At 59.2% G+C, this 19,556-nt stretch carries 20 protein-coding genes; 9 read left to right on the top strand and 11 right to left on the bottom strand.

Translation table 11 applies throughout. The features are described from left to right. Positions 1-12: 12 nt before the first annotated feature. The 4 genes from ugpB to LY631_RS16165 all read right to left on the bottom strand — a co-directional run bounded on the left by ugpB (position 13) and on the right by LY631_RS16165 (position 3,935). The gene (ugpB, locus tag LY631_RS16180) at positions 13-1,335 is read right to left on the bottom strand and encodes a sn-glycerol-3-phosphate ABC transporter substrate-binding protein UgpB (RefSeq protein ID WP_274426625.1); all 1,323 of its coding nucleotides are present in this window, start codon (positions 1,333-1,335) and stop codon (positions 13-15) included. Between the two features lie 209 nt (positions 1,336-1,544). Next, positions 1,545-2,144, bottom strand: coding sequence for a glutathione S-transferase family protein (locus LY631_RS16175; RefSeq protein ID WP_274426624.1), 600 nt, complete (start codon positions 2,142-2,144; stop codon positions 1,545-1,547). A 110-nt stretch (positions 2,145-2,254) separates the two neighbouring features. After that, complete coding sequence (locus tag LY631_RS16170) at positions 2,255-3,121, bottom strand: EAL domain-containing protein (protein ID WP_274426623.1); 867 nt, start codon at positions 3,119-3,121, stop codon at positions 2,255-2,257. A 1-nt stretch (position 3,122) separates the two neighbouring features. Then, complete coding sequence (locus tag LY631_RS16165; protein WP_274426622.1) at positions 3,123-3,935, bottom strand: EAL domain-containing protein; 813 nt, start codon at positions 3,933-3,935, stop codon at positions 3,123-3,125. A 180-nt stretch (positions 3,936-4,115) separates the two neighbouring features. On the opposite strand from LY631_RS16165, the gene LY631_RS16160 reads away from it, so the two are divergent. From LY631_RS16160 to LY631_RS16150, 3 genes are all read left to right on the top strand, one after another. Further along, positions 4,116-5,318, top strand: coding sequence for a pyridoxal phosphate-dependent aminotransferase (locus LY631_RS16160; protein ID WP_274426621.1), 1,203 nt, complete (start codon positions 4,116-4,118; stop codon positions 5,316-5,318). A 130-nt stretch (positions 5,319-5,448) separates the two neighbouring features. Next, positions 5,449-6,384, top strand: a complete 936-nt coding sequence (locus tag LY631_RS16155) for a bifunctional helix-turn-helix transcriptional regulator/GNAT family N-acetyltransferase (protein ID WP_274426620.1) — start codon at positions 5,449-5,451, stop codon at positions 6,382-6,384. 148 nt (positions 6,385-6,532) lie between these two features. Further along, positions 6,533-8,542 carry an elongation factor G gene (locus LY631_RS16150; RefSeq protein ID WP_274426619.1) on the top strand — a complete coding sequence of 670 codons (2,010 nt, stop codon included), beginning with the start codon at positions 6,533-6,535 and terminating at the stop codon, positions 8,540-8,542. A 541-nt stretch (positions 8,543-9,083) separates the two neighbouring features. Here LY631_RS16150 and LY631_RS16145 read toward each other — a convergent pair. Then, positions 9,084-9,974: a LysR family transcriptional regulator gene (locus LY631_RS16145; RefSeq protein WP_274426618.1), complete on the bottom strand. Its 891-nt coding sequence runs from the start codon at positions 9,972-9,974 to the stop codon at positions 9,084-9,086. Positions 9,975-10,038: 64 nt separating this feature from the next. Continuing rightward, on the bottom strand, positions 10,039-11,013 hold the full coding sequence (gene trxB / locus LY631_RS16140) for a thioredoxin-disulfide reductase (RefSeq protein ID WP_274426617.1): 975 nt from the start codon (positions 11,011-11,013) through the stop codon (positions 10,039-10,041). Positions 11,014-11,275: 262 nt separating this feature from the next. Here trxB and LY631_RS16135 point away from each other — a divergent pair, with 262 nt between their 5' ends. Next, the gene (locus LY631_RS16135; RefSeq protein WP_274426616.1) at positions 11,276-11,749 is read left to right on the top strand and encodes an Lrp/AsnC family transcriptional regulator; all 474 of its coding nucleotides are present in this window, start codon (positions 11,276-11,278) and stop codon (positions 11,747-11,749) included. A gap of 28 nt (positions 11,750-11,777) precedes the next feature. Continuing rightward, positions 11,778-12,593 carry a hypothetical protein gene (locus LY631_RS16130; protein ID WP_274426615.1) on the top strand — a complete coding sequence of 272 codons (816 nt, stop codon included), beginning with the start codon at positions 11,778-11,780 and terminating at the stop codon, positions 12,591-12,593. On the opposite strand, the gene LY631_RS16125 is transcribed toward LY631_RS16130, so the two are convergent. Both LY631_RS16125 and greA read right to left on the bottom strand, forming a co-directional pair. Next, positions 12,590-13,528: a hypothetical protein gene (locus tag LY631_RS16125; protein ID WP_274426614.1), complete on the bottom strand. Its 939-nt coding sequence runs from the start codon at positions 13,526-13,528 to the stop codon at positions 12,590-12,592. The two genes, LY631_RS16130 and LY631_RS16125, sit on opposite strands and share 4 nt — an antisense overlap. A gap of 35 nt (positions 13,529-13,563) precedes the next feature. After that, positions 13,564-14,037 (bottom strand): transcription elongation factor GreA, encoded by a 474-nt coding sequence (gene greA / locus LY631_RS16120; protein ID WP_274426613.1) that lies wholly within the window; start codon positions 14,035-14,037, stop codon positions 13,564-13,566. A 368-nt stretch (positions 14,038-14,405) separates the two neighbouring features. Here greA and LY631_RS16115 point away from each other — a divergent pair, with 368 nt between their 5' ends. Both LY631_RS16115 and LY631_RS16110 read left to right on the top strand, forming a co-directional pair. Next, entirely contained in the window at positions 14,406-15,299 is an 894-nt protein-coding gene (locus tag LY631_RS16115; RefSeq protein WP_274426612.1) for a DMT family transporter, read from the top strand. A 112-nt stretch (positions 15,300-15,411) separates the two neighbouring features. Then, positions 15,412-16,188, top strand: coding sequence for an extensin-like domain-containing protein (locus LY631_RS16110; RefSeq protein ID WP_274426611.1), 777 nt, complete (start codon positions 15,412-15,414; stop codon positions 16,186-16,188). Between the two features lie 48 nt (positions 16,189-16,236). On the opposite strand, the gene LY631_RS16105 is transcribed toward LY631_RS16110, so the two are convergent. Beyond that, positions 16,237-17,127 (bottom strand): LysR substrate-binding domain-containing protein, encoded by an 891-nt coding sequence (locus LY631_RS16105; protein ID WP_274426610.1) that lies wholly within the window; start codon positions 17,125-17,127, stop codon positions 16,237-16,239. 106 nt (positions 17,128-17,233) lie between these two features. Here LY631_RS16105 and LY631_RS16100 point away from each other — a divergent pair, with 106 nt between their 5' ends. Further along, a complete protein-coding gene (locus tag LY631_RS16100; RefSeq protein ID WP_274426609.1) occupies positions 17,234-17,938 on the top strand; it encodes an FMN-dependent NADH-azoreductase in 705 nt (234 codons plus the stop codon). Between the two features lie 106 nt (positions 17,939-18,044). Here LY631_RS16100 and LY631_RS16095 read toward each other — a convergent pair whose 3' ends face one another. Beyond that, complete coding sequence (locus LY631_RS16095) at positions 18,045-18,644, bottom strand: NADPH-dependent FMN reductase (RefSeq protein WP_274426608.1); 600 nt, start codon at positions 18,642-18,644, stop codon at positions 18,045-18,047. Positions 18,645-18,720: 76 nt separating this feature from the next. Between LY631_RS16095 and LY631_RS16090 the strand changes: the two genes are divergently transcribed. Next, positions 18,721-19,107 carry a winged helix-turn-helix transcriptional regulator gene (locus LY631_RS16090; RefSeq protein ID WP_274426607.1) on the top strand — a complete coding sequence of 129 codons (387 nt, stop codon included), beginning with the start codon at positions 18,721-18,723 and terminating at the stop codon, positions 19,105-19,107. A 2-nt stretch (positions 19,108-19,109) separates the two neighbouring features. On the opposite strand, the gene LY631_RS16085 is transcribed toward LY631_RS16090, so the two are convergent. Further along, positions 19,110-19,502, bottom strand: a complete 393-nt coding sequence (locus LY631_RS16085; protein ID WP_274426606.1) for an acyl-CoA thioesterase — start codon at positions 19,500-19,502, stop codon at positions 19,110-19,112. Positions 19,503-19,556 lie beyond the last annotated feature (54 nt).

Raw genomic sequence — 19,556 nt, 5'->3', positions numbered from 1 at the left:
ATGGATGGTGTTTTACTCGACGGACTGCTCGAAGCGGCGCAGCAGTTGGTTGCCGCGCGAAATCGCCTCATCGAGGCCAGCCGAGGGATCTTTATCACCCTGCCAGACCATCTCCAGTTCCTCATTGATGACGGCACGGATCTGATCGAAACTGCCGAGACGCAGCCCTTTCGAGTTCGGCGTCGGCTCCTTGCCGGTCATCTGAATGATCGCAATGTCGGTCCCGGGGTTTTCTTCATAGAAACCCGATTCCTTGGTCAGCTCGTAAGCTGCGTTGGTGATCGGCAGGTATCCCGTGTCCTGATGCCATTGCGCCTGGATTTCCGGGCTGGACAGGAAGGAAAGAAGCTTCGCAACGCCGACATATTCAGCGTCATCGTGGCCCGACATCACCCACAGCGACGCACCGCCAATGATGGTGTTGTAAGGCGCACCTTCCACATCCGGCCAGTAAGGCAGGCTGGACACGGAGAACGGGAACTCGGCCTCGGCTTTCACACCCGCATAACCCGCGGAAGATTCCGTATAGAGGGCGCACTCACCGGAGCGAAACAGCGGACCGGCATCACTGCCGCGGCCGCCATAGGTGAACAACCCGCGATCCGCCCAGTCTGCCAGCATCGCTATATGCTTGTTCTGCAGCTCGCCGTTGAAGACCAGCTCCGTATCGACACCGGCGAAACCGTTTTCTTCGGTCGCAAAAGGCTGATTGTGGTAGGAGCTCAGATTTTCGAGATGTATCCACGATTGCCAGGCGGTCGTGAAGGGACATTCGACACCGTTTTCCTTGAGCTCGACGAGCAGCTCCTCCACCTCGGGCCAGGTCTCGGGCTTCGTATCGGGGTCGACCCCGGCCTCTTCCAACGCCTGCTGATTGATGTAAAGCACGGGCGTAGACGAGTTATAGGGAAGCGACAGCATCTCGCCGTCGGTCGTGGTATAATAGCCGGCGACGGCCGCAAGATAGGCGTTCGGGTCGAAAGGCTCGTTTGCCTCTTCCATCAACTGGTAAACCGGCTTGATAGCGCCCTTGGCTGCCATCATCGTGGCGGTGCCGACCTCGTAAACCTGCATGATGTGCGGCTGCTCACCGGCACGGAAGCCGGCAATACCCGCATTCAGCGTCTCGGAATAAGTGCCCTTATATGTGGCAACTACCTCATATTCATCCTGAGACTCGTTGAATTGCTCCACCTGCTGCTGCAAAAGATCACCCAAGCGGCCACTCATGGCGTGCCACCATTGTATTTCGGTCTTATCCTGAGCCATCGCGCCGGAAATCGGAACGAATGCCGTCGCGACTGCGGCCGCCATAGTGATGCTTCGTAAAGACATTATTGCCCCCTTTATGATTGGGTGAAGGATAGCTGCGTGCGTAGCCTATGCAACGCGGACCATGACGTACGGATGACAGAGAGAGGCAACCTCTGTGGAAACATCCAAGTTTCTGTCAGGTTCTGAAGCAGTTCCCACAGCATCAAACAAACCGACCGCTGGCCACAGCCAGGCCAGCGGTCGGTCATCAGACTTTGCTTGTGTGAAATCTAAAGCATGGGCACATGGCCGGGATCGGCCTCGACCCGCCCAAGCCAGGCCAGAATGGACGGATATCCCGTCAGATCGAAGCCGCCCAAATCCGCATCGTGCGTATAGGCATAAAGCGCGATATCAGCGACGGTGAGCGTATCGCCCACGAGAAAAGGTGTCTGTGAAAGCTGCCGGTCCATAACGCTGAGCGCTGCATTGCCGCCCTCAAAGGTGGCGGCGAGCTTTTCCGGTGTGGCCAGTTCGGCCCGCTCGGGATAGGTTCGTAATGCTCGCCGCACGGCGATATTGGGCTCGTGGCTGTACTGCTCAAAAAAGAGCCACTGATAAACCAACGCCCGCTCATACCGATCGTCAGGCAGGAAGCGTGTGCCCTCTGCGAGATAAAGAAGAATGGCATTGGATTCAGCCAGAAACCGCCCGTCATCCAGTTCCAGCACGGGCACCTTGCCAATCGGGTTCTTGTTCAGAAAGTCGGATTGCCGCGTCGTGCCGTCACGCGAACTTGTCTCAACATTCGTATAGGCGGTACCCAGCTTGGCGAGAAGAAGGCGCGGCTTATAGCAGTTGCCGCTGTCGGTCATTCCATAGAGCTTCATCGAAACCTCCCGTTTCGAGCTTGATATGGGCCGTTCACAACGCCGCCGACCAATGAAAATATTTGCGACTTAATTCAAGAAAGTTGAAGCCGAGCGTAACCGCTCCTCCCTCACGGTTCCCTGGAATGATTCCCGAAAAGCGGGATGACCTTTTCGTCCGAGCTGAGCAGTGTGGACGGCTGAAACGGAGTGGTGTCGAAAATGGCCCCGGCGATCCTGGCACCACCGAGAAGTTGCCCCTGGAGAAAATCCGCACCGCTTTCGAGCGCCACGCGCAGATGCTCCTGCTTTTCGATCCCCGTGATGAAAACATGCCTCCCCTCGCGCCGCAGGGCGTCGATCAGCAGCGCCAGTAGTCTGGCCGCCGTTGGTATATCCGCGATCCGGTGAAAAAACGCTCGCTCGATCTTGATGACTTCCGGATCGAGCAGACTGATCCGCGAAAGCGACGTCTGGCTCATACCGAAGTCGCCGATGGCCAGGCGAATTCCGCGATGGCGCAGACCCTGGACAATGTCTTCCTGTCCCGCCTCATCGCCGTTAGCGAACTCGCAGACAAGTAGTGCTGGATCAAAGTCGATCTCGTCCAGGCAACTCATCAGATAGTCGAACGCACCGGGCGGAACCTGGCCCGTTCCGTAGATCTGCTGGTTGCAATCCAGAAAGAGTGTCAGCCCGTCCACGCCGATATTGGCGTGATTGCGCAGGTGGAGCGCTCGGCACAGGCAGTCGACGAAATCACAGTCTTCGGCTGACAGTTCGGCCAGAAACGTCTGCATCGAGATCGGTTGGCCTTCATGCTGCGCCTGTGTCGTTCCCGTCACGCCGCATGGCGCCAGACCCGCCGGTATGTTGCGAAACACCGGCTGATAAAGCGTCTTCAGACGGAAAGGGCCATGGCGACCGGTCTCAATGCCGACTTCATCGACCAGAATGGCCGCGTCGATCTTCTCGGCAAGTGTCTTACCCCGCGTCATCTTACCCTCCGTGCCCTTCATAGCGCTGGCCGAAGGCGCTGAAATCGGCGGGTGCCAACGCCGGCCGCGCCAATGCAAACCCTTGCACCATCGAGACGCCGGCGCGTTCGGCCACTTCCACCTGCCAGCTTTCCTCCAGGCCTTCAAACACGGTGTGAATGCCCATTCCGGTAAACCGGCGAACCATCTCGAAAAGCAGGTCCGACCCAGACTTCGAGCACATGAGCGCTCTCAGCCATTGCGCGTCGAACTTCACGATATCCGGCCGCAGAGAGAGGATCCGATGCATATCGGAGTCCTCGACGCCGTAGTCATCCACTGCCACCCGATAGCCATTCTGACGCAGCGCCTCGACAAACCACCCCAGCATCGGTTCCGATCGGGCCTTCTGTTCTGTGATTTCACAGACCACCCGTTCCGGATCGATGCCCGCTTCAGCCAGCACGGCGCGCATTCTTACCAGCGCCGGATCGACCAGCGCGCAATCGACGAACAGACTCGGATCGAAATTGACGAAAACATCGCCCTTGTCGTCGAGACTGCGTCCAGCATTCATCAGATGCAGGTTCCGTGTCAGGTTCTCTACTTGAAAGCGGTCTTCCTCCGGGAGGCTGGAGAAGAACAGCCCCGGGCCAATCGTCTGTGCACCGCGAAACGGGCGCAGAAGGCCCTCGTAACCGATGATCTTCAATCGGCCACCCTGGAAGACGAACAGCGGCTGGAAGGCGCTGCAAAGCCTGTGCACGCCCCAGATGGCGACGAAGGACCCATCCCCCTCGCGTGTGATCTGCTCCAAGTCCGTTCTGCCCGCCACGGGATGCCTTTCTGCAAGCACCTGAAAACCGGCAAAACATTGCACCCGAACAATTGAGTGGCGGTTAATGCCGATTATCCGGCGATGGCCTTGAGATTCGGGGCGCGATGGGACAAAAAGGGGCTGTCCCTGCCCTGTCCATGCGGGGGCAAGAGAAAATCCCACCGGAGATATTGGATCATGGCCTTTCTTGCCGATGCCCTCTCACGCGTAAAGCCTTCAGCCACAATCGCCGTCACGCAGAAAGCGCGCGATCTGAAAGCGCAGGGCCGCGATGTCATCGGGCTTGGTGCCGGCGAGCCGGATTTCGACACGCCGGACAATGTTAAGCAGGCGGCCATTGACGCGATCAATCGCGGCGAGACCAAATACACGCCGGTGTCCGGCATCCAGCCCCTGCGCGAGGCTATCGCCGCCAAGTTCAAGCGCGAGAACAATCTCGACTACGATTGGAAGCAGACCATTGTCGGCACCGGCGGAAAGCAGATCCTCTTCAATGCCTTCATGGCAACGCTCAACGCCGGCGACGAGGTCGTCATCCCCACCCCCTACTGGGTGAGCTACCCCGAGATGGTGGCCATCTGCGGCGGTGAAGTGGTCTACGCCGAGACGAAGCTGGAAGACAGCTTCAAGCTTAAGCCCGAGGCGCTGGAAAAGGCGATTACGCCGAAAACCAAGTGGCTCATCATGAATTCCCCGTCCAATCCCTCCGGCGCCGCCTATACCGGCGAAGAGTTGAAGGCCTTGGCCGAGGTGCTCCTGAAGCATCCGCACGTGTGGGTGCTCACCGACGACATGTATGAGCATCTCACCTATGACAATTTCACCTTCCACACCATCGCGGAGATCGAACCACGCCTCTACGAGCGTACGCTCACCATGAATGGCGTTTCCAAGGCTTACGCGATGACGGGTTGGCGCATCGGCTACGCGGCCGGTCCGATCGAACTCATCAAGGCCATGGACATGATCCAGGGTCAGCAGACCTCCGGCGCCTCGTCCATTTCACAATGGGCCGCGCTGGAAGCGCTGAACGGTCCGCAGGACTTTATCCCGCGCAACCAGGAGATCTTCAAGGGCCGGCGCGATCTCGTCGTCTCCATGCTCAATCAGGCAAACGGCATTGAATGCCCCGTCCCCGAGGGTGCTTTCTACGTTTATCCCTCCTGCGCCGGTACGATCGGCAAGACGGCACCGTCCGGGAAGGTCATCGAGAGCGACGAGGACTTCGTGACCGAACTTCTGGAGACCGAAGGCGTGGCCGTCGTCCATGGCTCGGCCTTCGGCCTGGGACCGAACTTCCGTATCTCCTACGCCACCTCCGAAGATCTTCTGGAGGAGGCCTGCCGCCGAATCCAGCGCTTCACGGCGGCGCTGCGATAGCGCTTCAACATACCACAAGTTTCACCAGCAGCGTTTTAGCCCCGGTTTTCCGGGGTTCTTTTTTGCTCGCGTCGTCACTTGACTCAGTCAATCAAATGCTTGACTTTAAGCAAAAAGAGGAGAGCCGGCGATGCAGCATCAACGATCACCGAGCGACGAACAAATCGGCGTCGTTCGAGAGTTCACCCGGTTTTACACGCGCCAGATCGGCCTTCTTGAAGAGGGCCTTCACAAATCCAAGTTCCCACTGACCGAAGCACGTATTCTTTTCGAGCTTGCGCGCCGGGAAGGGCAGACTGCGAGTGAACTCGGGGAACACCTGGGCTTGGACCCAGGCTATCTGAGCCGCATATTGATGAAATTCGAGCAAGAGGGATTGTTGCGGCGCGAACGTTCGGCCGATGACGGCCGGCGGGCGATCCTGGCGCTCACGACGAAGGGCCACACGGCCTTCAAGCCGCTCGATGAGGCTTCACGCAGTGAAGTAACCGCCATGCTGGCTCCCCTGGCCCAGGACCAGCGGGAAAAGCTGATCTCCGCAATGGGGACGATCCAACGCCTGCTTGGAAAGGACGCGGACCACAAGGTGCCGTATATCCTGCGCCCGTTGCAGGTGGGAGACATTGGCTGGATCACGCACCGTCAAGCGGTCCTCTACAGCGAGGAATACGGTTGGGGCGAAACGTTCGAGGCGTTGGTTGCGGAGATCCTGAGCACTTTCGTGCGCAACTTCGATCCCAGGTATGAGGCATCGTGGGTTGCAGAACGCCATGGCGCAATCGTTGGAAGCGTTTTTATCGCCAAGGAAACGAACGAGACCGCCAAGCTCAGATTGCTCTATGTAGAACCTTCGGCGCGCGGTCTCGGCATTGGCCGGCGTCTCGTCGATGAATGCCTGCGGTTCGCTCGTGCAAAGGGGTATCGAACGATCACACTTTGGACGAACGACGTCCTCGTCTCTGCACGCCGGATTTATCAGAATGCCGGTTTCGAACTTCAGGAGGAGGAAAGCCACCACTCCTTCGGCAAGGATCTTGTCGGACAGGTCTGGACGCTCAAATTGTAGCCGCTAGCCCCGCCTTCCCTCTTGCCGGAAAGCCAAACCCGTGTGACCATAACCCGACGGCGGATGCAGGAGGGGCTTCGCCGCGCGCGACGGCCGGCAAAGGCCGGCCGCCGCTCACTGGGAGACACGTGAGAGGAGGCCGGCAGTCATGGGAAACCGCGCAGGAGAGAGACATAAGGGGCCGAAATGCATCGCCATTCTCGGCCCCCTGGAAAGCGGAAAGACAACGCTTTTTGACGCCATATTGGCACGCACCGGCACGAGGTCGGACCGTGCGGCCCACGGTGACGCCGCCGGGTACACGATGAGCGTCGAGGCCGGCTTCGCCTCGACGCAATTCATGGACGAAAACATCACGTTCGTCGATTGTCCCGGTTCGGTGGAATTTTCCTTCGAGGCGGAGGCTGTACTCGCCGCCTGCGATGCAGCGGTCGTCGTCATCGATGCCGATGACATGAAACTACCGATGCTACAGCTCATCCTGCGCCGCTTGGACGCGCTGGGGTTGCCGCGCATGGTCTTCGTCAACAAGATTGACAAGACGAGCGTCGGCGTCCGCGATCTCCTGAAGGAGCTTCAACCGATCAGCAGTACGCCTCTTCTCCTGCGGCAAATCCCGATGCGCCAGGATGGCACGGTGGTCGGTTCGATCGATCTGGCACTGGAACGCGCTTATATTTATCGCGAACATGCGCCGAGCGAAATAGCCGCCATTCCCGATGACGAGAAGGCGCGCGAGCTCGAAGCACGTTTCTCCATGCTCGAAACACTGGCAGATCACGACGATCTTCTGCTCGAGCAATTGCTGGATGACGTCGAGCCGCCCCGCGACGCGGTGTTCGATGATCTGACGGCGGACCTGCGGGAAGGGTCGGTCACGCCGGTCCTGATCGGGACGGCGCAGAAGGGCCACGGCGTGCTGCGGCTCTTGAAGGCCATCCGCCACGATGTGCCGGATGTTACCCGCGTTCGCCAGCGCCTCGGGCTCGACGCGAACGGCGAGACCGTGGTTCAGGTTATGAAGACAGTCCACACGGGCCATGGCGGAAAGATCTCCGTCGCGCGCATTCTGGCCGGCAGCATCAGTGATGGAGCCGAAATCCCCGGTACGGGCCGGGTTTCCGGCCTTTACACCTTCAACGGCCGTGACCATGCGAAGGGCTCGTCCGTTGGCGAAGGAGAAACGGCAGCGCTCGGCAAGCTCGAAAACGTCCAGACGGGTGATACCCTCTCGACCGGCAAGACCGCTGCACCGACCCTCGCAAAGGCCGTGCCGCCGCAACCGGTTTTCGCCATGGCCGTGAACCCGCGCGAGCGCAAGGACGAGGTGAGGCTCTCCTCCGCGCTTCAAAAGCTGGCCGAGGAAGACCCGTCACTGATCCTGGAGCAGAACCAGGACACAAGCGAAACCATCCTGCGTGGCCAGGGCGAAATGCATCTGCGCAACGCCCGCGAACGGCTGGAAAGCCGTTTTCAGATCACAGTGGAGGCAAACCGCCCCCTCGTCCCTTATCGTGAAACAATCCGCAAACAGGTACAACAGCGCGGCCGCCACAAGAAGCAATCCGGTGGGCACGGACAGTTCGGCGATGTCGTGTTGGAGATCCGGCCCCTGCCACGCGGCGGCGGCTTTGAATTCACCGATACGATTACCGGCGGGGTCGTACCGAAGCAATTCATTCCTTCGGTCGAAACCGGCGTGCGTGACGCGCTGCATGCCGGCCCACTCGGCTTTCCAGTCGTCGATATTGCCGTAAATTTGGCCGATGGCTCATACCACACCGTCGATTCCTCCGACATGGCGTTCCAGGCCGCTGCCCGCCTCGCCATGAGAGAGGGCTTGGCAAGCGCGGACCCCGTCCTGCTCGAACCGATCCTGAAGGTGGAAATCGACACCCCCTCTGATGCAACGGCGCGTATAACAGCAATCCTGTCACAGCGACGGGGCCAGATCCTCGGCTTCGACACGCGCACGGATTGGCCCGGATGGGACCGCGTCGATGCTATGCTGCCCCAGGCCGGGATCGGTGACCTCATCATAGAGCTGCGCTCGGCAACCGCCGGGGCTGCGACATACCGAACCCGGTTCGATCATATGGCAGAGCTCACCGGCCGCTTGGCCGATGAGGTCCTGAACCGCAAGGGGAAAGCTGCCTGAAGGCATCGCGGCATCCGCACGTCGGGTGCCGATCGCGCCATAACGGATCAGGTTTAAGCTTACAGTTGTGCTGACATTCAAGATAAGCAGCGGCAAAACATAACTGCAAAGCAAATTCGGATCGTTCTGCCGGAGAGACAAAGTGCCTCGTCAAAGTAAAACCAGAACCCGCATTCGATGCATTTAGCAGCCATATGAAACTACAGCTTGTGGAAAACTATAGTTCCTGACCGAAGAAGAAGGATTTGATTCGCGCATTTCCCCTCCCACAACGCTCGTGATTCGCGCATAACGCGAAACGGGCTTCAGCCGAAGAAGATTACCCCACAGGGCAAAAAAAAAAGCCGGATCAAGGAGATCCGGCTAATTGTTGGAAGTGCCATAAAGGCGAAACCTCCAGAGGGGAACACTCGCCGGGGGCTAATGGGAGGAGAACGCGCCCCGGGAGTGACTAATATATGGGCGCATATTGCCCAAATAACAACCACTTATTTTTGCATCCCAGACATGCATTTTTGCAATGCTTAAGAATTTCTGAAGTTCAGTATGACCAGCCGCGGGATTTCGAGATGAGGAAGTCCCTAAATACCTGCAATTTTGCTTGATTTTTCATGGTATCAGGATAACAAAAGTAAGTATCGAAAGATGGAACGGCCGTCTCCGGAAGCAACTGCACCAATCCGCTTTCATTCCCGATGACATAGTCGGGCAACATTGCAATGCCGGCGCCACGTTGCACCGCGAGTTTGATCGACAGGATATTATTTATTTCCAATGCAACCGGCCGTTTTGACCCCTCCGGTCGCCCGGCGGTCTCCAGCCAGTTCATGTCGCTGAGATGCGGTGGCACCGACTCGCCGAAAGTCACGATGCGATGCCGGTCGAGATCGGCGATCGAGGACGGTTTCCCGTGTCGGTTGAGGTAGGCCGGCGAGGCATAAAGATGAAAATGCACGGTGAACAGCTTGCGTTGGATAAGATCCGGTTGCTGCGGCTGGCGCATCCGAATCGCGCAATCGGCCTGCCGGGTGGTAAGATCCAGCTCAGCATTATCGAGAATTAGCTGCAGGTGAATATCGGGGTAAAGGTCGGCGAATTCGGGCACACGCTCGGTGAGCCAACCCGTGCCGAGGCCCACCGTGGTCGACACCTTGAGAAGACCGGAGGGACGGTCCTTTGTCTCGGAAAGCCGCACGCGCACCGTCTCGAGCTTCATGAGCACGTCGTGCGCGGCCCGGAAAAGAATGTCCCCCTGCTCCGTCAGCACGAGCCCCCGCGCATGACGGTGGAACAGCGGCACGCCGACCTCCTGCTCAAGCGCGCTCACCTGACGGGAGATCGCGGATTGCGAAAGATGCAGTGTCTCCGCCGCGTGCGTAAACGAGCCAGCCGAAGCGGCAGCGTGAAAAACCCTCAGTTTATCCCAGTCCAACGCCGAATTCCCCTCGTATTATTATGTGGCGTATAACCGATTATGTGGTGAGTAACCGATTGCGTTATTCTGCCGCTTCGCGGTGCATCTCCATTTCAGCCAGAAACTTCTCCGCTTCGAGCGCCGCCATGCAGCCGAGTCCGGCCGCGGTGACCGCCTGCCGGTAAACATCGTCTGTCACATCGCCGGCGGCAAAGACACCCGGAACATTGGTGCGTGTCGAATCCGGCTCGGTCCAGAGATAGCCGTTCGATTTCTGCTTCACCTGACCTTCGAACAACTCGACTGCGGGTGCATGGCCGATCGCCACGAAAACACCGTCGATCGGCATTTCGCGGCGCTCACCTGTCTTTATGTTCTGCACCCGGATGCCGTTCACCGACGGCGGCAGCGGCAGCTTTGGCGCCTCACCGAGAATCTCATCCACCACCGTATCCCACATCACGTCGATGTTGTCTTTCTGGAATACCCGCTCCTGAAGGATCCGCTCGGCGCGAAGCGAATCGCGGCGATGAAGAATGGTGACGCGCCGGGCGAGGTTGGAGAGGTAGAGTGCCTCCTCGGCCGCGGTATTTCCGCCGCCTACCACCACCACATCCTTGCCCTTGTAAAAGAAGCCGTCGCAGGTGGCGCAGGCCGACACGCCGAACCCCATGAACGCCTGCTCTGAGGGCAGACCCAGCCACTTGGCCTTGGCGCCGGTGGCGATCACCAGCGCGTCGCACGTATAGACCGTACCGGAATCACCGACGAGTCGGAATGGCCGTGATTGGACATCGGCCTCGACAATGAGATCGGCCGAGATTTCCGTGCCGACGTTTTCAGCCTGCGCTCGCATCTGCTCCATCAGCCACGGACCCTGGATGGGATCGGCAAAGCCGGGATAGTTCTCGACATCGGTGGTGATCATAAGCTGACCGCCCTGCTCCAGACCGGCGATCAGCAGAGGCTTCAGCATGGCGCGCGCGGCATACACCGCCGCCGTGTATCCTGCCGGTCCCGACCCGATGATGATGACGGGTGCGTGGCGCGTGGTCATGGTATCAATGTCCTTTCGCTGCATGCGGAGCCGCACGATCTCGACCGCGGCATTGATCTAAGTATTCCATAGCCGACTGCGCAAGGCGAAGAAGGCATTTCCAACAGCATACGATGTCGCAGTATCTCTAACCCGAATCTGCGTTTTGAACAAAATACGCTTCGCGGGCCAACCTGGTTGGCTCTGCCGTCCGATTGTCTTAAAGTTTTATTTCGTATGTGCGACAGATTCGTGCGCAAAATGCCGAAGGACAGAGGCAACCATGCCGTTGAAGGCCGAACTTGACGCCATTGATTGGAAAATCCTGCGCGAGTTGCAAAAAGATGGGCGGATAACCAACGTAGAGTTGGCGCGGCGCGTCGGCATCTCCGCCCCGCCCTGCCTCAGGCGTATGAAACGGCTGGAGGAGAACGGCATCATCAAGGGCTATCGCGCCCTCTTGAACAGTCCGATGCTGGGTTTCGACGTCGTGGCATTCTGTCTCATTGGCCTGCACCATCAGTCGGAGGCGGAGCTGCGCATCTTTGCCGACCGCGCGCAGAAATGGCCCATTGTCCGGCGCGCATGGATGGTGTCCGGTGATTCGGATTTCCTGCTGCACTGTGTCGCCACCGACCTCGCCACGTTCCAGACCTTCGTCATCGAAGAAGTCACCTCTGCGCCAAACGTCGATACGGTCCGCACCGCGCTGACCATCCGCCAGATGAAGGACGAAGGTCTGGTGGCGATTGATTAAACGCCCGCAGAAACAAGGGAAATCCGGCTTGTCCACAACTCCCCCGGCAGATGCCGGTGCCGCGCTGCCCACGGTCAACATGCTTTGGATCGGTCCTCGCCTCGGCTGGATCGAGCGATTGTCTGCGGCGTCATTCCTCGAGGTTGGCCACCCGGTTCACCTGCACGTCTACGACGACGCCATCGAAGGCGTGCCGGAGGGGGTCGTCTTGCAGGATGCTGCAGCAACAATGTCTTTGGATGAGGCACAAACACTCAGATACCCAAAGACGGGCTCGTTTGCTTTGGGTTCCAACCTTTTTCGCTACCGATTGCAGAAGCAGAATGCAGGACTGTGGGCGGATATGGACGTGGTTTGCCTTCAGCCCGTCCAATTAGGACAGACGGCGACGTTTGGTTGGGAAAGCAAACAGTACATCAATGGAGCTATCCTCCACTTTCGTGCAGATCATTCGATCGTCAACGCCGCCCTGGCGGCATTTGAAACGAACACGATCCCTCACTGGGTTCGGATGAGAAAGGCGCTGCCGCTGCGCCTGCGCAAGGCTTTGGGAACGACGCTTAAGCCGGCCGACATGCCACGCGGAACTTTCGGCCCGAAAGGCCTGACCGCCCTCGCCCGCGACTTCGACCTCGTCGGCCACGCCAGCCCGACGGATGTCTTCTATCCGGTACCGCCGAAGCAGGCGCGCTCCGTCTTTGAACCGGGTTCGACCATCGAAGCTTTTTTAACCGAGCGCTCCCAAACGGTTCATCTCTGGAACGAAAAAGTTGGCGAGTTGAAACGCTCGCGGCCGCCCGCTAACTCCGCCGTGGGCCAACTCATATCCCGCTTCGGCCTTTAATATACGCAGGCCGCAAGGCGCTGTTCCACTGCCGAAAGCGGCTCCGGAAGCCCGCCCTCCCGCAGGGCATGTCTCTGCGCGAGGCGAATACGCTGCTTGGACGAAAAGACGGCCTCTAAGGCAAGCATCGGATCGTAGCGCCCGATACGACTCAGAAAAGCATCCGGATCCAGCGTTGCCGCACGCCTGGCCGCATCCAGTTTCTTGCCGTACCGGCTCTCCGGGTTGGCTTTAAGCTCATAATTGGCAAAGCCCAGCGACGGCTTGAGATATTTCAGGTGCCAATAGAGGAAGCCCCAGAAGACGCGTTTCGCCCCGTCCCGCTCCAGACGCTCGAACCGCTTATCGTGGGTGAAATAGGTATTGGACGTCACACGGAAAAAGCCGTGGTCGCCATTGCCCGCAATCGTGTCGTGTCCGGCAATGGCCATCCCGCTGTCACCATCGCGCATGAGGTTGATGCCGGAGAAGCAGTGCATTACGGATCCGTCCATCCCCTCCGCGCGCAGTTGCTTGCAAAGCGCCTGAAAGGCATCGGGGATCGCCAGGTGATCGTCGTCGAGCTTGGTCGCGATCTGGAAACGCGTCTGCGCCAACGCGAAATTGTAATAATTGACGAGACTGTGCGGCGAATTGGGTGGTTCGCTCGCATGCTCGCTGCTGCCGGGCGGGTGAACCCGATCGAGATAGTGGATCACCCGCAACTTCGGTCCGTACTCCTGCGCCAACCGCGCCAGAATGTCCGGCGTAGCGTCGGTGCACTGGTTATAGACCGCGACAACCTCGTCGAAAAACGGAATATGGCTGCGAATGGCTGCCTCGAGAAAATCCTCGCCATTGCGGATGCGCATGAAGGCGCTGAGGCCGGGCGGGCGCTTGTCGACGTTCAGCGCATCGGGCCTGAAGCTGTATCCCGAAACAGCATGTTCTTCCATCGCCCGCCGGTCCTTTAGCTCACGCCGCGCAGTGCCTAACCATACTGAACCCGGACGAGCTCGTAGCCGCGTGCGCCCCCGGGCGCATTGACCTCGACGGAGTCGCCGACGCCCTTTCCGATCAGCGCCCGTGCGATCGGCGAGGAAATGGAAATGCGACCGGCCTTCACATCGGCTTCCTGGTCGCCGACGATCTGATAAGTCTTCTCTTCTTCCGTATCCTCGTCGACGAGAACCACGGTGGCGCCGAACTTGACCGTCTCGCCGGAGAGCTTGGAGACGTCGATAACCTCGGCGCGCGCAATCAGGTCTTCAAGCTCGCTGATGCGGCCCTCGTTAAGGCTCTGCGCCTCCTTGGCCGCGTGATACTCGGCGTTTTCCGACAGGTCGCCATGAGCGCGCGCCTCGGAGATCGCTTCGATGATCCGCGGCCGCTCTTCCTGCTGGCGCCAACGAAGTTCCTCTTTCAACGAGGAAAACCCTGGTACGGTCATCGGGACCTTGTTCATTCCAAACTACCTTCCTGGGCTAGTTCACCGCACGGCGGAACACCGCGTGCGGCACACAAAAAGAAACGGTCCGGCAGCCGTGGCCAACGGAACCGCTTCATCTGACTCACGCGAAATATAGCAGTAATCGCGGCTTTTTCACGTAAAATTTTACCGTTCCCCTCACATTTAGCGACGTCTCGAGCAACACAAGCAATCTTCCTCGTGGATCATCCGAGGCGCGTGCTCACGGTGCGCGGCAGGAGATGCCGGATGCTGTCATCCGTCACGCTGGTACAACCCTTGCTGCCCATTTGGCCAAATTGCGCACCTTGTGCCGGCAGCCGCGACTGCTAAGAAGCCGGCTTGCGTGACTCAGGCAACTCTCGATGACCCGTCGCCAGGCAAACAGTCTACTGCTCCTTTCCGGCGCCATGTGGGGCATGGGTTTCGTCGCCCAGTCCACGGCCATGTCGGCGATCGGTCCGTTCCTCTTCATCGGCCTGCGCTTTGCGATTGCCAGTCTTTCCATGCTGCCCTTCGCCCTGCGTGAAAGCCGCCACGCGGAACACGGCCTCCGACCGGAGGACTGGCGTTCCTTCGCCATCATCGGCCTGCTTCTTTTTGGCGGTATGGCTTCCCAGCAGGTGGGTCTGCTCACGACCACCGTGTCGAACGCCGGTTTCCTCACCGGGCTTTATGTGGTCATGGTGCCGTTTCTCGGCGTCCTGCTTTTCCGCCAATGGCCACACCGGGTGGTGTGGCCGGCTGCGGCGAGCGCGCTTGCCGGCATCTGGTTGCTTTCCGGTGGCAACGCGATGGCCCTGCGCGCGGGTGATTGGCTCACCATACTATGTGCCGGCTTCTGGGCCCTTCAGGTTATCTATATAGCCCGCGCCGTCGGACATTCCGGTCGGCCCATAACACTGGCCGTCGCTCAGTTCTCCGTGACGGCGGTCGCGGGCCTTGCCATCGCTTTCATGCTGGAGCCGATCGATCTCACGGCGATCAGGGCCGCCCTGCCGGAAATCCTTTATGCCGGCATATTCTCCGGCGGCATCGCCTTTACACTTCAGGTCATCGGGCAGCGCTATACCACCGCCTCTCAGGCAGCCATCTTTCTCTCGACCGAAGCGGTCTTCGCGGCCATTTTCGGCGCGATCTTCCTTGGAGAGCGCCTGCCGCCGACCGGACTGGCCGGATGCGGGCTGATATTCATGGCCATCCTGCTCGTTGAAGTGGTCCCTGCCCTGCGTCGCCAGCGCACGCCCGAAAGAGCATAGACACCCCGGTAGCCAGCCTGTCCGCCCCATTTTCGCCGTAGATGTAAAGAGATGCGCTGAGCTTTCATTTACCATTGCCCGCTAGTGTCCCTCCCGTGACGGGGAGCCTGACGTGGACACCAGACCTCTTTTAGCGCGTAAATGGAAACAAGTGGGCATTGCGATTGCAGCACTGGGCGCGATCTCGGCCTGCACCGTGGATTCCGTCTTGCGGCCGGAGGTGGATGTCGGCACGACAACCTCGGCCGTCTCAACCGTAGGCTTTCAGAACCTCGTCCCCTCCAACCCCATGATGACCGCCCCGCCGCGGGCCGTGTCGCCGCGCGATTCTTCCGCGGTCATGCCGGCACATGAGGTTTCCTGCCGCAAACAGCTCAAGCGGATCGGGGTAGAATTCCGCGACCTTGCACCGATCAACGACGGCGGCGCCTGCCGCATCGATCACCCGATCCAGGTGAGCGGCCTGTCCGGCGGCATTCGCGTGCAACCGGCAGCCACCCTGACCTGCCAGATGGCGCTTTCCTTCGCGAGTTGGACGAAGAACGAACTCGCACCCACCGCGCGTACGCGGTATCTTTCCGGAATCAACACGATCCGCCAAGGCTCCAGCTATTCCTGCAGGCGTATCCGCGGCACCGGCGTTGCCTCGGAACACGCGAAGGGCAACGCGCTGGACATCATGGCGATCAAGCTGAACAACGGACGCGAGATCGACGTTCGCCGGCCGGGCTTCTTCGCCTTCCGCCAGAAGAGTCTGCTCAACAAGGTGCGTTCGAACGGCTGCCGCTACTTCACGACCGTGCTCGGGCCGGGCTACGACGCCGACCACGCGGACCATTTCCACTTTGACATCAAGAACCGCAGCAACGGCTATCGCGCCTGCCGATAGCGGGCGGGACTTTGCCGGTCACCGTCGATAACCGCTGAAACCGCGCTGTCAGGGATGGGCAATACTCTTCTTCAGCCAATCCCAAACCGCTTCAGCATCGGGCGTGGGATTGCGCCTGCTGCTTCGCAAAAGGCGATAATGCCTGCCAGGAAGAGTTTCTTGAAAACACTGGACCAGCAAGCCTTGTTTCAATGCTTGGTCAGCGATGGCAAGACTGACCAACGCAATGCCCTGCCCGGCAATGGCTGCATGAAGCGCTTGGCTTTCATCTTTGAAGCGTAGTGAGGATGCAGCATTCAGCTGACCGGCAGCACCCACCGCGTGGAGCCATTTCGGCCAGTCCGGGGTTTCTGCGTCCGTTCTATACCAATCGAGGTGAATCAGGGTGGCTCCGCTCAGATCGGAATAGTCGCTGACTCCCAGCGAAGGACTGGCCACCACCCCGAAACGGTCAGGAAACAGCGGAACCTCCTCATGTTCCGGACTGGACTCTCCGCCCCAGCGTATCGCTATGGTCGCGTTGCTACGGTGCAGGTCAATCGCCTCTTCCGTTGCCCAAACGGAAAGCTGGATATGCGGATGTGCTTGGCGAAACTCAGACAGACGGGGCATGAGCCAGTGCGCGCAAAAAGCTGTCGTTCCCGTGACTGTGACACCGGTGGTTGCGTCAGCCGTAATCCGGTCGATTGCCGCTGCAAAGCGGTCAAACCCGTCCTGTAGGACCGGAAAAATCTGCCGCCCCGCCTCGGTGAGTTCGATCCGGCGTGTGTGCCGAACGAAAAGCTGTATCCCAAGCACATCCTCAAGCAGTTTGATCTGGTGACTGATTGCAGTCGGCGTCACCGCAAGTTCGTCCGCTGCCTTCTTGAAGCTCAGATTTCTGGCAGCCGCCTCGAAGGCGCGAAGACTGGTTAATGGCGGAAGGCGACGCGTACTCATGGATCAATTAAACTCATCTATTGGATGCTGAATTTGGGTTTGTCACGCATGAGTGCGTGGTGTCAAACAAGTTCATCCAAGAAACGCAGATGAGGCATATTTAATCATGAAGACAGTTCTGCATATTGACTCCAGTGCCCGACCGGGAGGTTCGGAGGTCGCGACTTACGGATCCCATACGCGAAGGCTCAGCGGGCGCTTCATGCGAAAATGGCGTGAGCGCCGGCAAGACGACCGCGTACTATGCCGTGATGTCGGGCTGAATCCGCCCACGCCTGTCAGCGCTCAGTGGATTCACGCCGCGTTCACCCCTCCGACAGATCGCACACTATGGATGGAAGCAGTCCTCCACGAGAGCGACATGTTGGTAGACGAACTGATCAGCGCGGACATCATCGTGGCGGGAGTCCCAATGTACAATTTCAGTGTTCCCGCCCAGTTCAAGGCCTACATCGACAACGTTGTTCGCGTCGGCCGAACCTTTGGGTTCGATCGGGCTCGATCAGGGGAGCCGTACTGGCCTTTGCTGAGCGAAATGAACAAGAAGCTGATCATCCTCTCCTCACGCGGCGACTTTGGATACGATCCCTCCGGAAGAGTTGCCGATCAAAATCACGTGGAAGCCAGCATTCGCACTGCGTTCGCCTATATCGGCATTACGGACGTCCAATCAATCGCGATCGAGTATGACGAGTTTGCCGACGAGCGACTAACACAATCGATCCAGGCAGCCGAAAATGCGGTGGACGCGTTGGTAGCCGGGCTGACCACCCAATCGGAGATGCGGATCAATGCCGATGCTTTGGTGTAAGGCAAGGCAAGGTATTGAAATCCGGCGCTCTGCCATGCCCGAGGCATGGCAGAGACTTTGTCCGCTATCAGACACCAACACGCGACCGAGAGCTTTGGAGGGTGACTCAGGCGGCTTCGGTAGCGCGCTCGTCCTTCCGACGCGCGTTCTTCAGCGCCTTTGCCCACCAGATGAGTTGGTCAAGCATTCCACCAGCGCCTTCGTTGAGGTGCGGGATCTCTGCAAGAGACTTCTCGCCGCTGTTGACGGCCATAAAATCGGGAAGCAGGACGTGCACTGCATTGCGGATCGGTGCCATCTGAAGTTCGACCGCGTGCAGTCGCAACTGCTCCACGGAACGCGCGCCGCCGACACCGCCATAGCCGACAAAAGCGGCAGGCTTGTTGTTCCACTCCTCATACGCGTAGTCGAGTGCGTTCTTCAGCACCGCAGTCGGTCCGTGATTGTACTCCGCGGCTGTGAAGATATACGCGTCCAAACTGGCAATCTTCTTCTGCCAGCGTTGTGCGTGCTCATTCTTCGACGGCGCGAAAAGCGGTGAAGCCGTCTCATCGAAAAAGGGCATCGGATAGTCACGCAGGTCTATGCGCTCAACCTCCAATTCAGGGCGTTTCCGGGCAAGTTCCTCGATCCAGTCCGCCGCCTGCTCGGAAAAGCGCCCCTCACGGGTCGATCCGATTATAATGCCGATCTTCAGGTCTGCCATTGGGTGTCCTCGCTGTGGTATCGATGAGATACCGGGGATATATTGGAAACCGGAACGCGAACAAGGAGGCACTTTTTTGAAACCCGGTCACCTCAAGGAAACCCACACGAGGTCAGGAGTGGAGGACGCATGCCGGCCCATACACGAGATACTGGGTCGCGTCGGCGACAAATGGTCCGTGCTCGTGGTTCAGCTTCTCGGCCACGGTACGATGCGATTCAACGAGCTACGTCGCGCGATCGACGGTATCTCGCAGAAAATGCTGACCACTACCCTGCGCAATCTCGAGCGGGACGGTTTTGTCAGCCGCAAGATCTATCCGACCATTCCGCCGCGTGTCGAATACAGTCTGACAGACCTGGGGAGCGAGCTCCTCGGCCCGGTCAAGGCGCTGGCCGAGTGGGTTGACGTAAATCGTGAGCGAATTGACGCGGCGCGAACGCGCTTCGACGAGCGGTCCTGATGTCAGGCTTCGGGCGGCACCGGGGTTGGCCGACCGGTGGGATCTAGCGCAACCATGACGAACTCCGCGCTGGTGACTTTCTCCATAACATCGGACAGGTAACGCTGCGCCCAGGCATCGACCTGCAGAGTAACGGAAGTACGCCCGATCTTCGTGATCCGCGTATACACGCACAGCGTGTCTCCGATCTTCACCGCCTTCTCGAACGCCATCTCCTTGACGCCGGCTGTCACGACGCGCCCGCGTGCACGTTCCGCCGCGCGGATGCCGCTGGCCGAATCCATCTGCGCCATCACCCAACCGCCAAAGATATCGCCTGCTGCATTGGCATCGCGCGGCATGGCTGGTGTGCGTAGCGTCAGTTCACCATCGGGTGCGGGATGGGTTTCGCTCATGTGCAGACTCCTTCAGAACTCACTTGCATTTCAACAACCTGTGCGTGCATTTGG

This window comes from Chelativorans sp. YIM 93263, assembly GCF_028767125.1.
Classification (GTDB): Bacteria; Pseudomonadota; Alphaproteobacteria; order Rhizobiales; family Rhizobiaceae; genus Chelativorans.
This window is presented reverse-complemented; position numbering and strand designations above follow the sequence as displayed.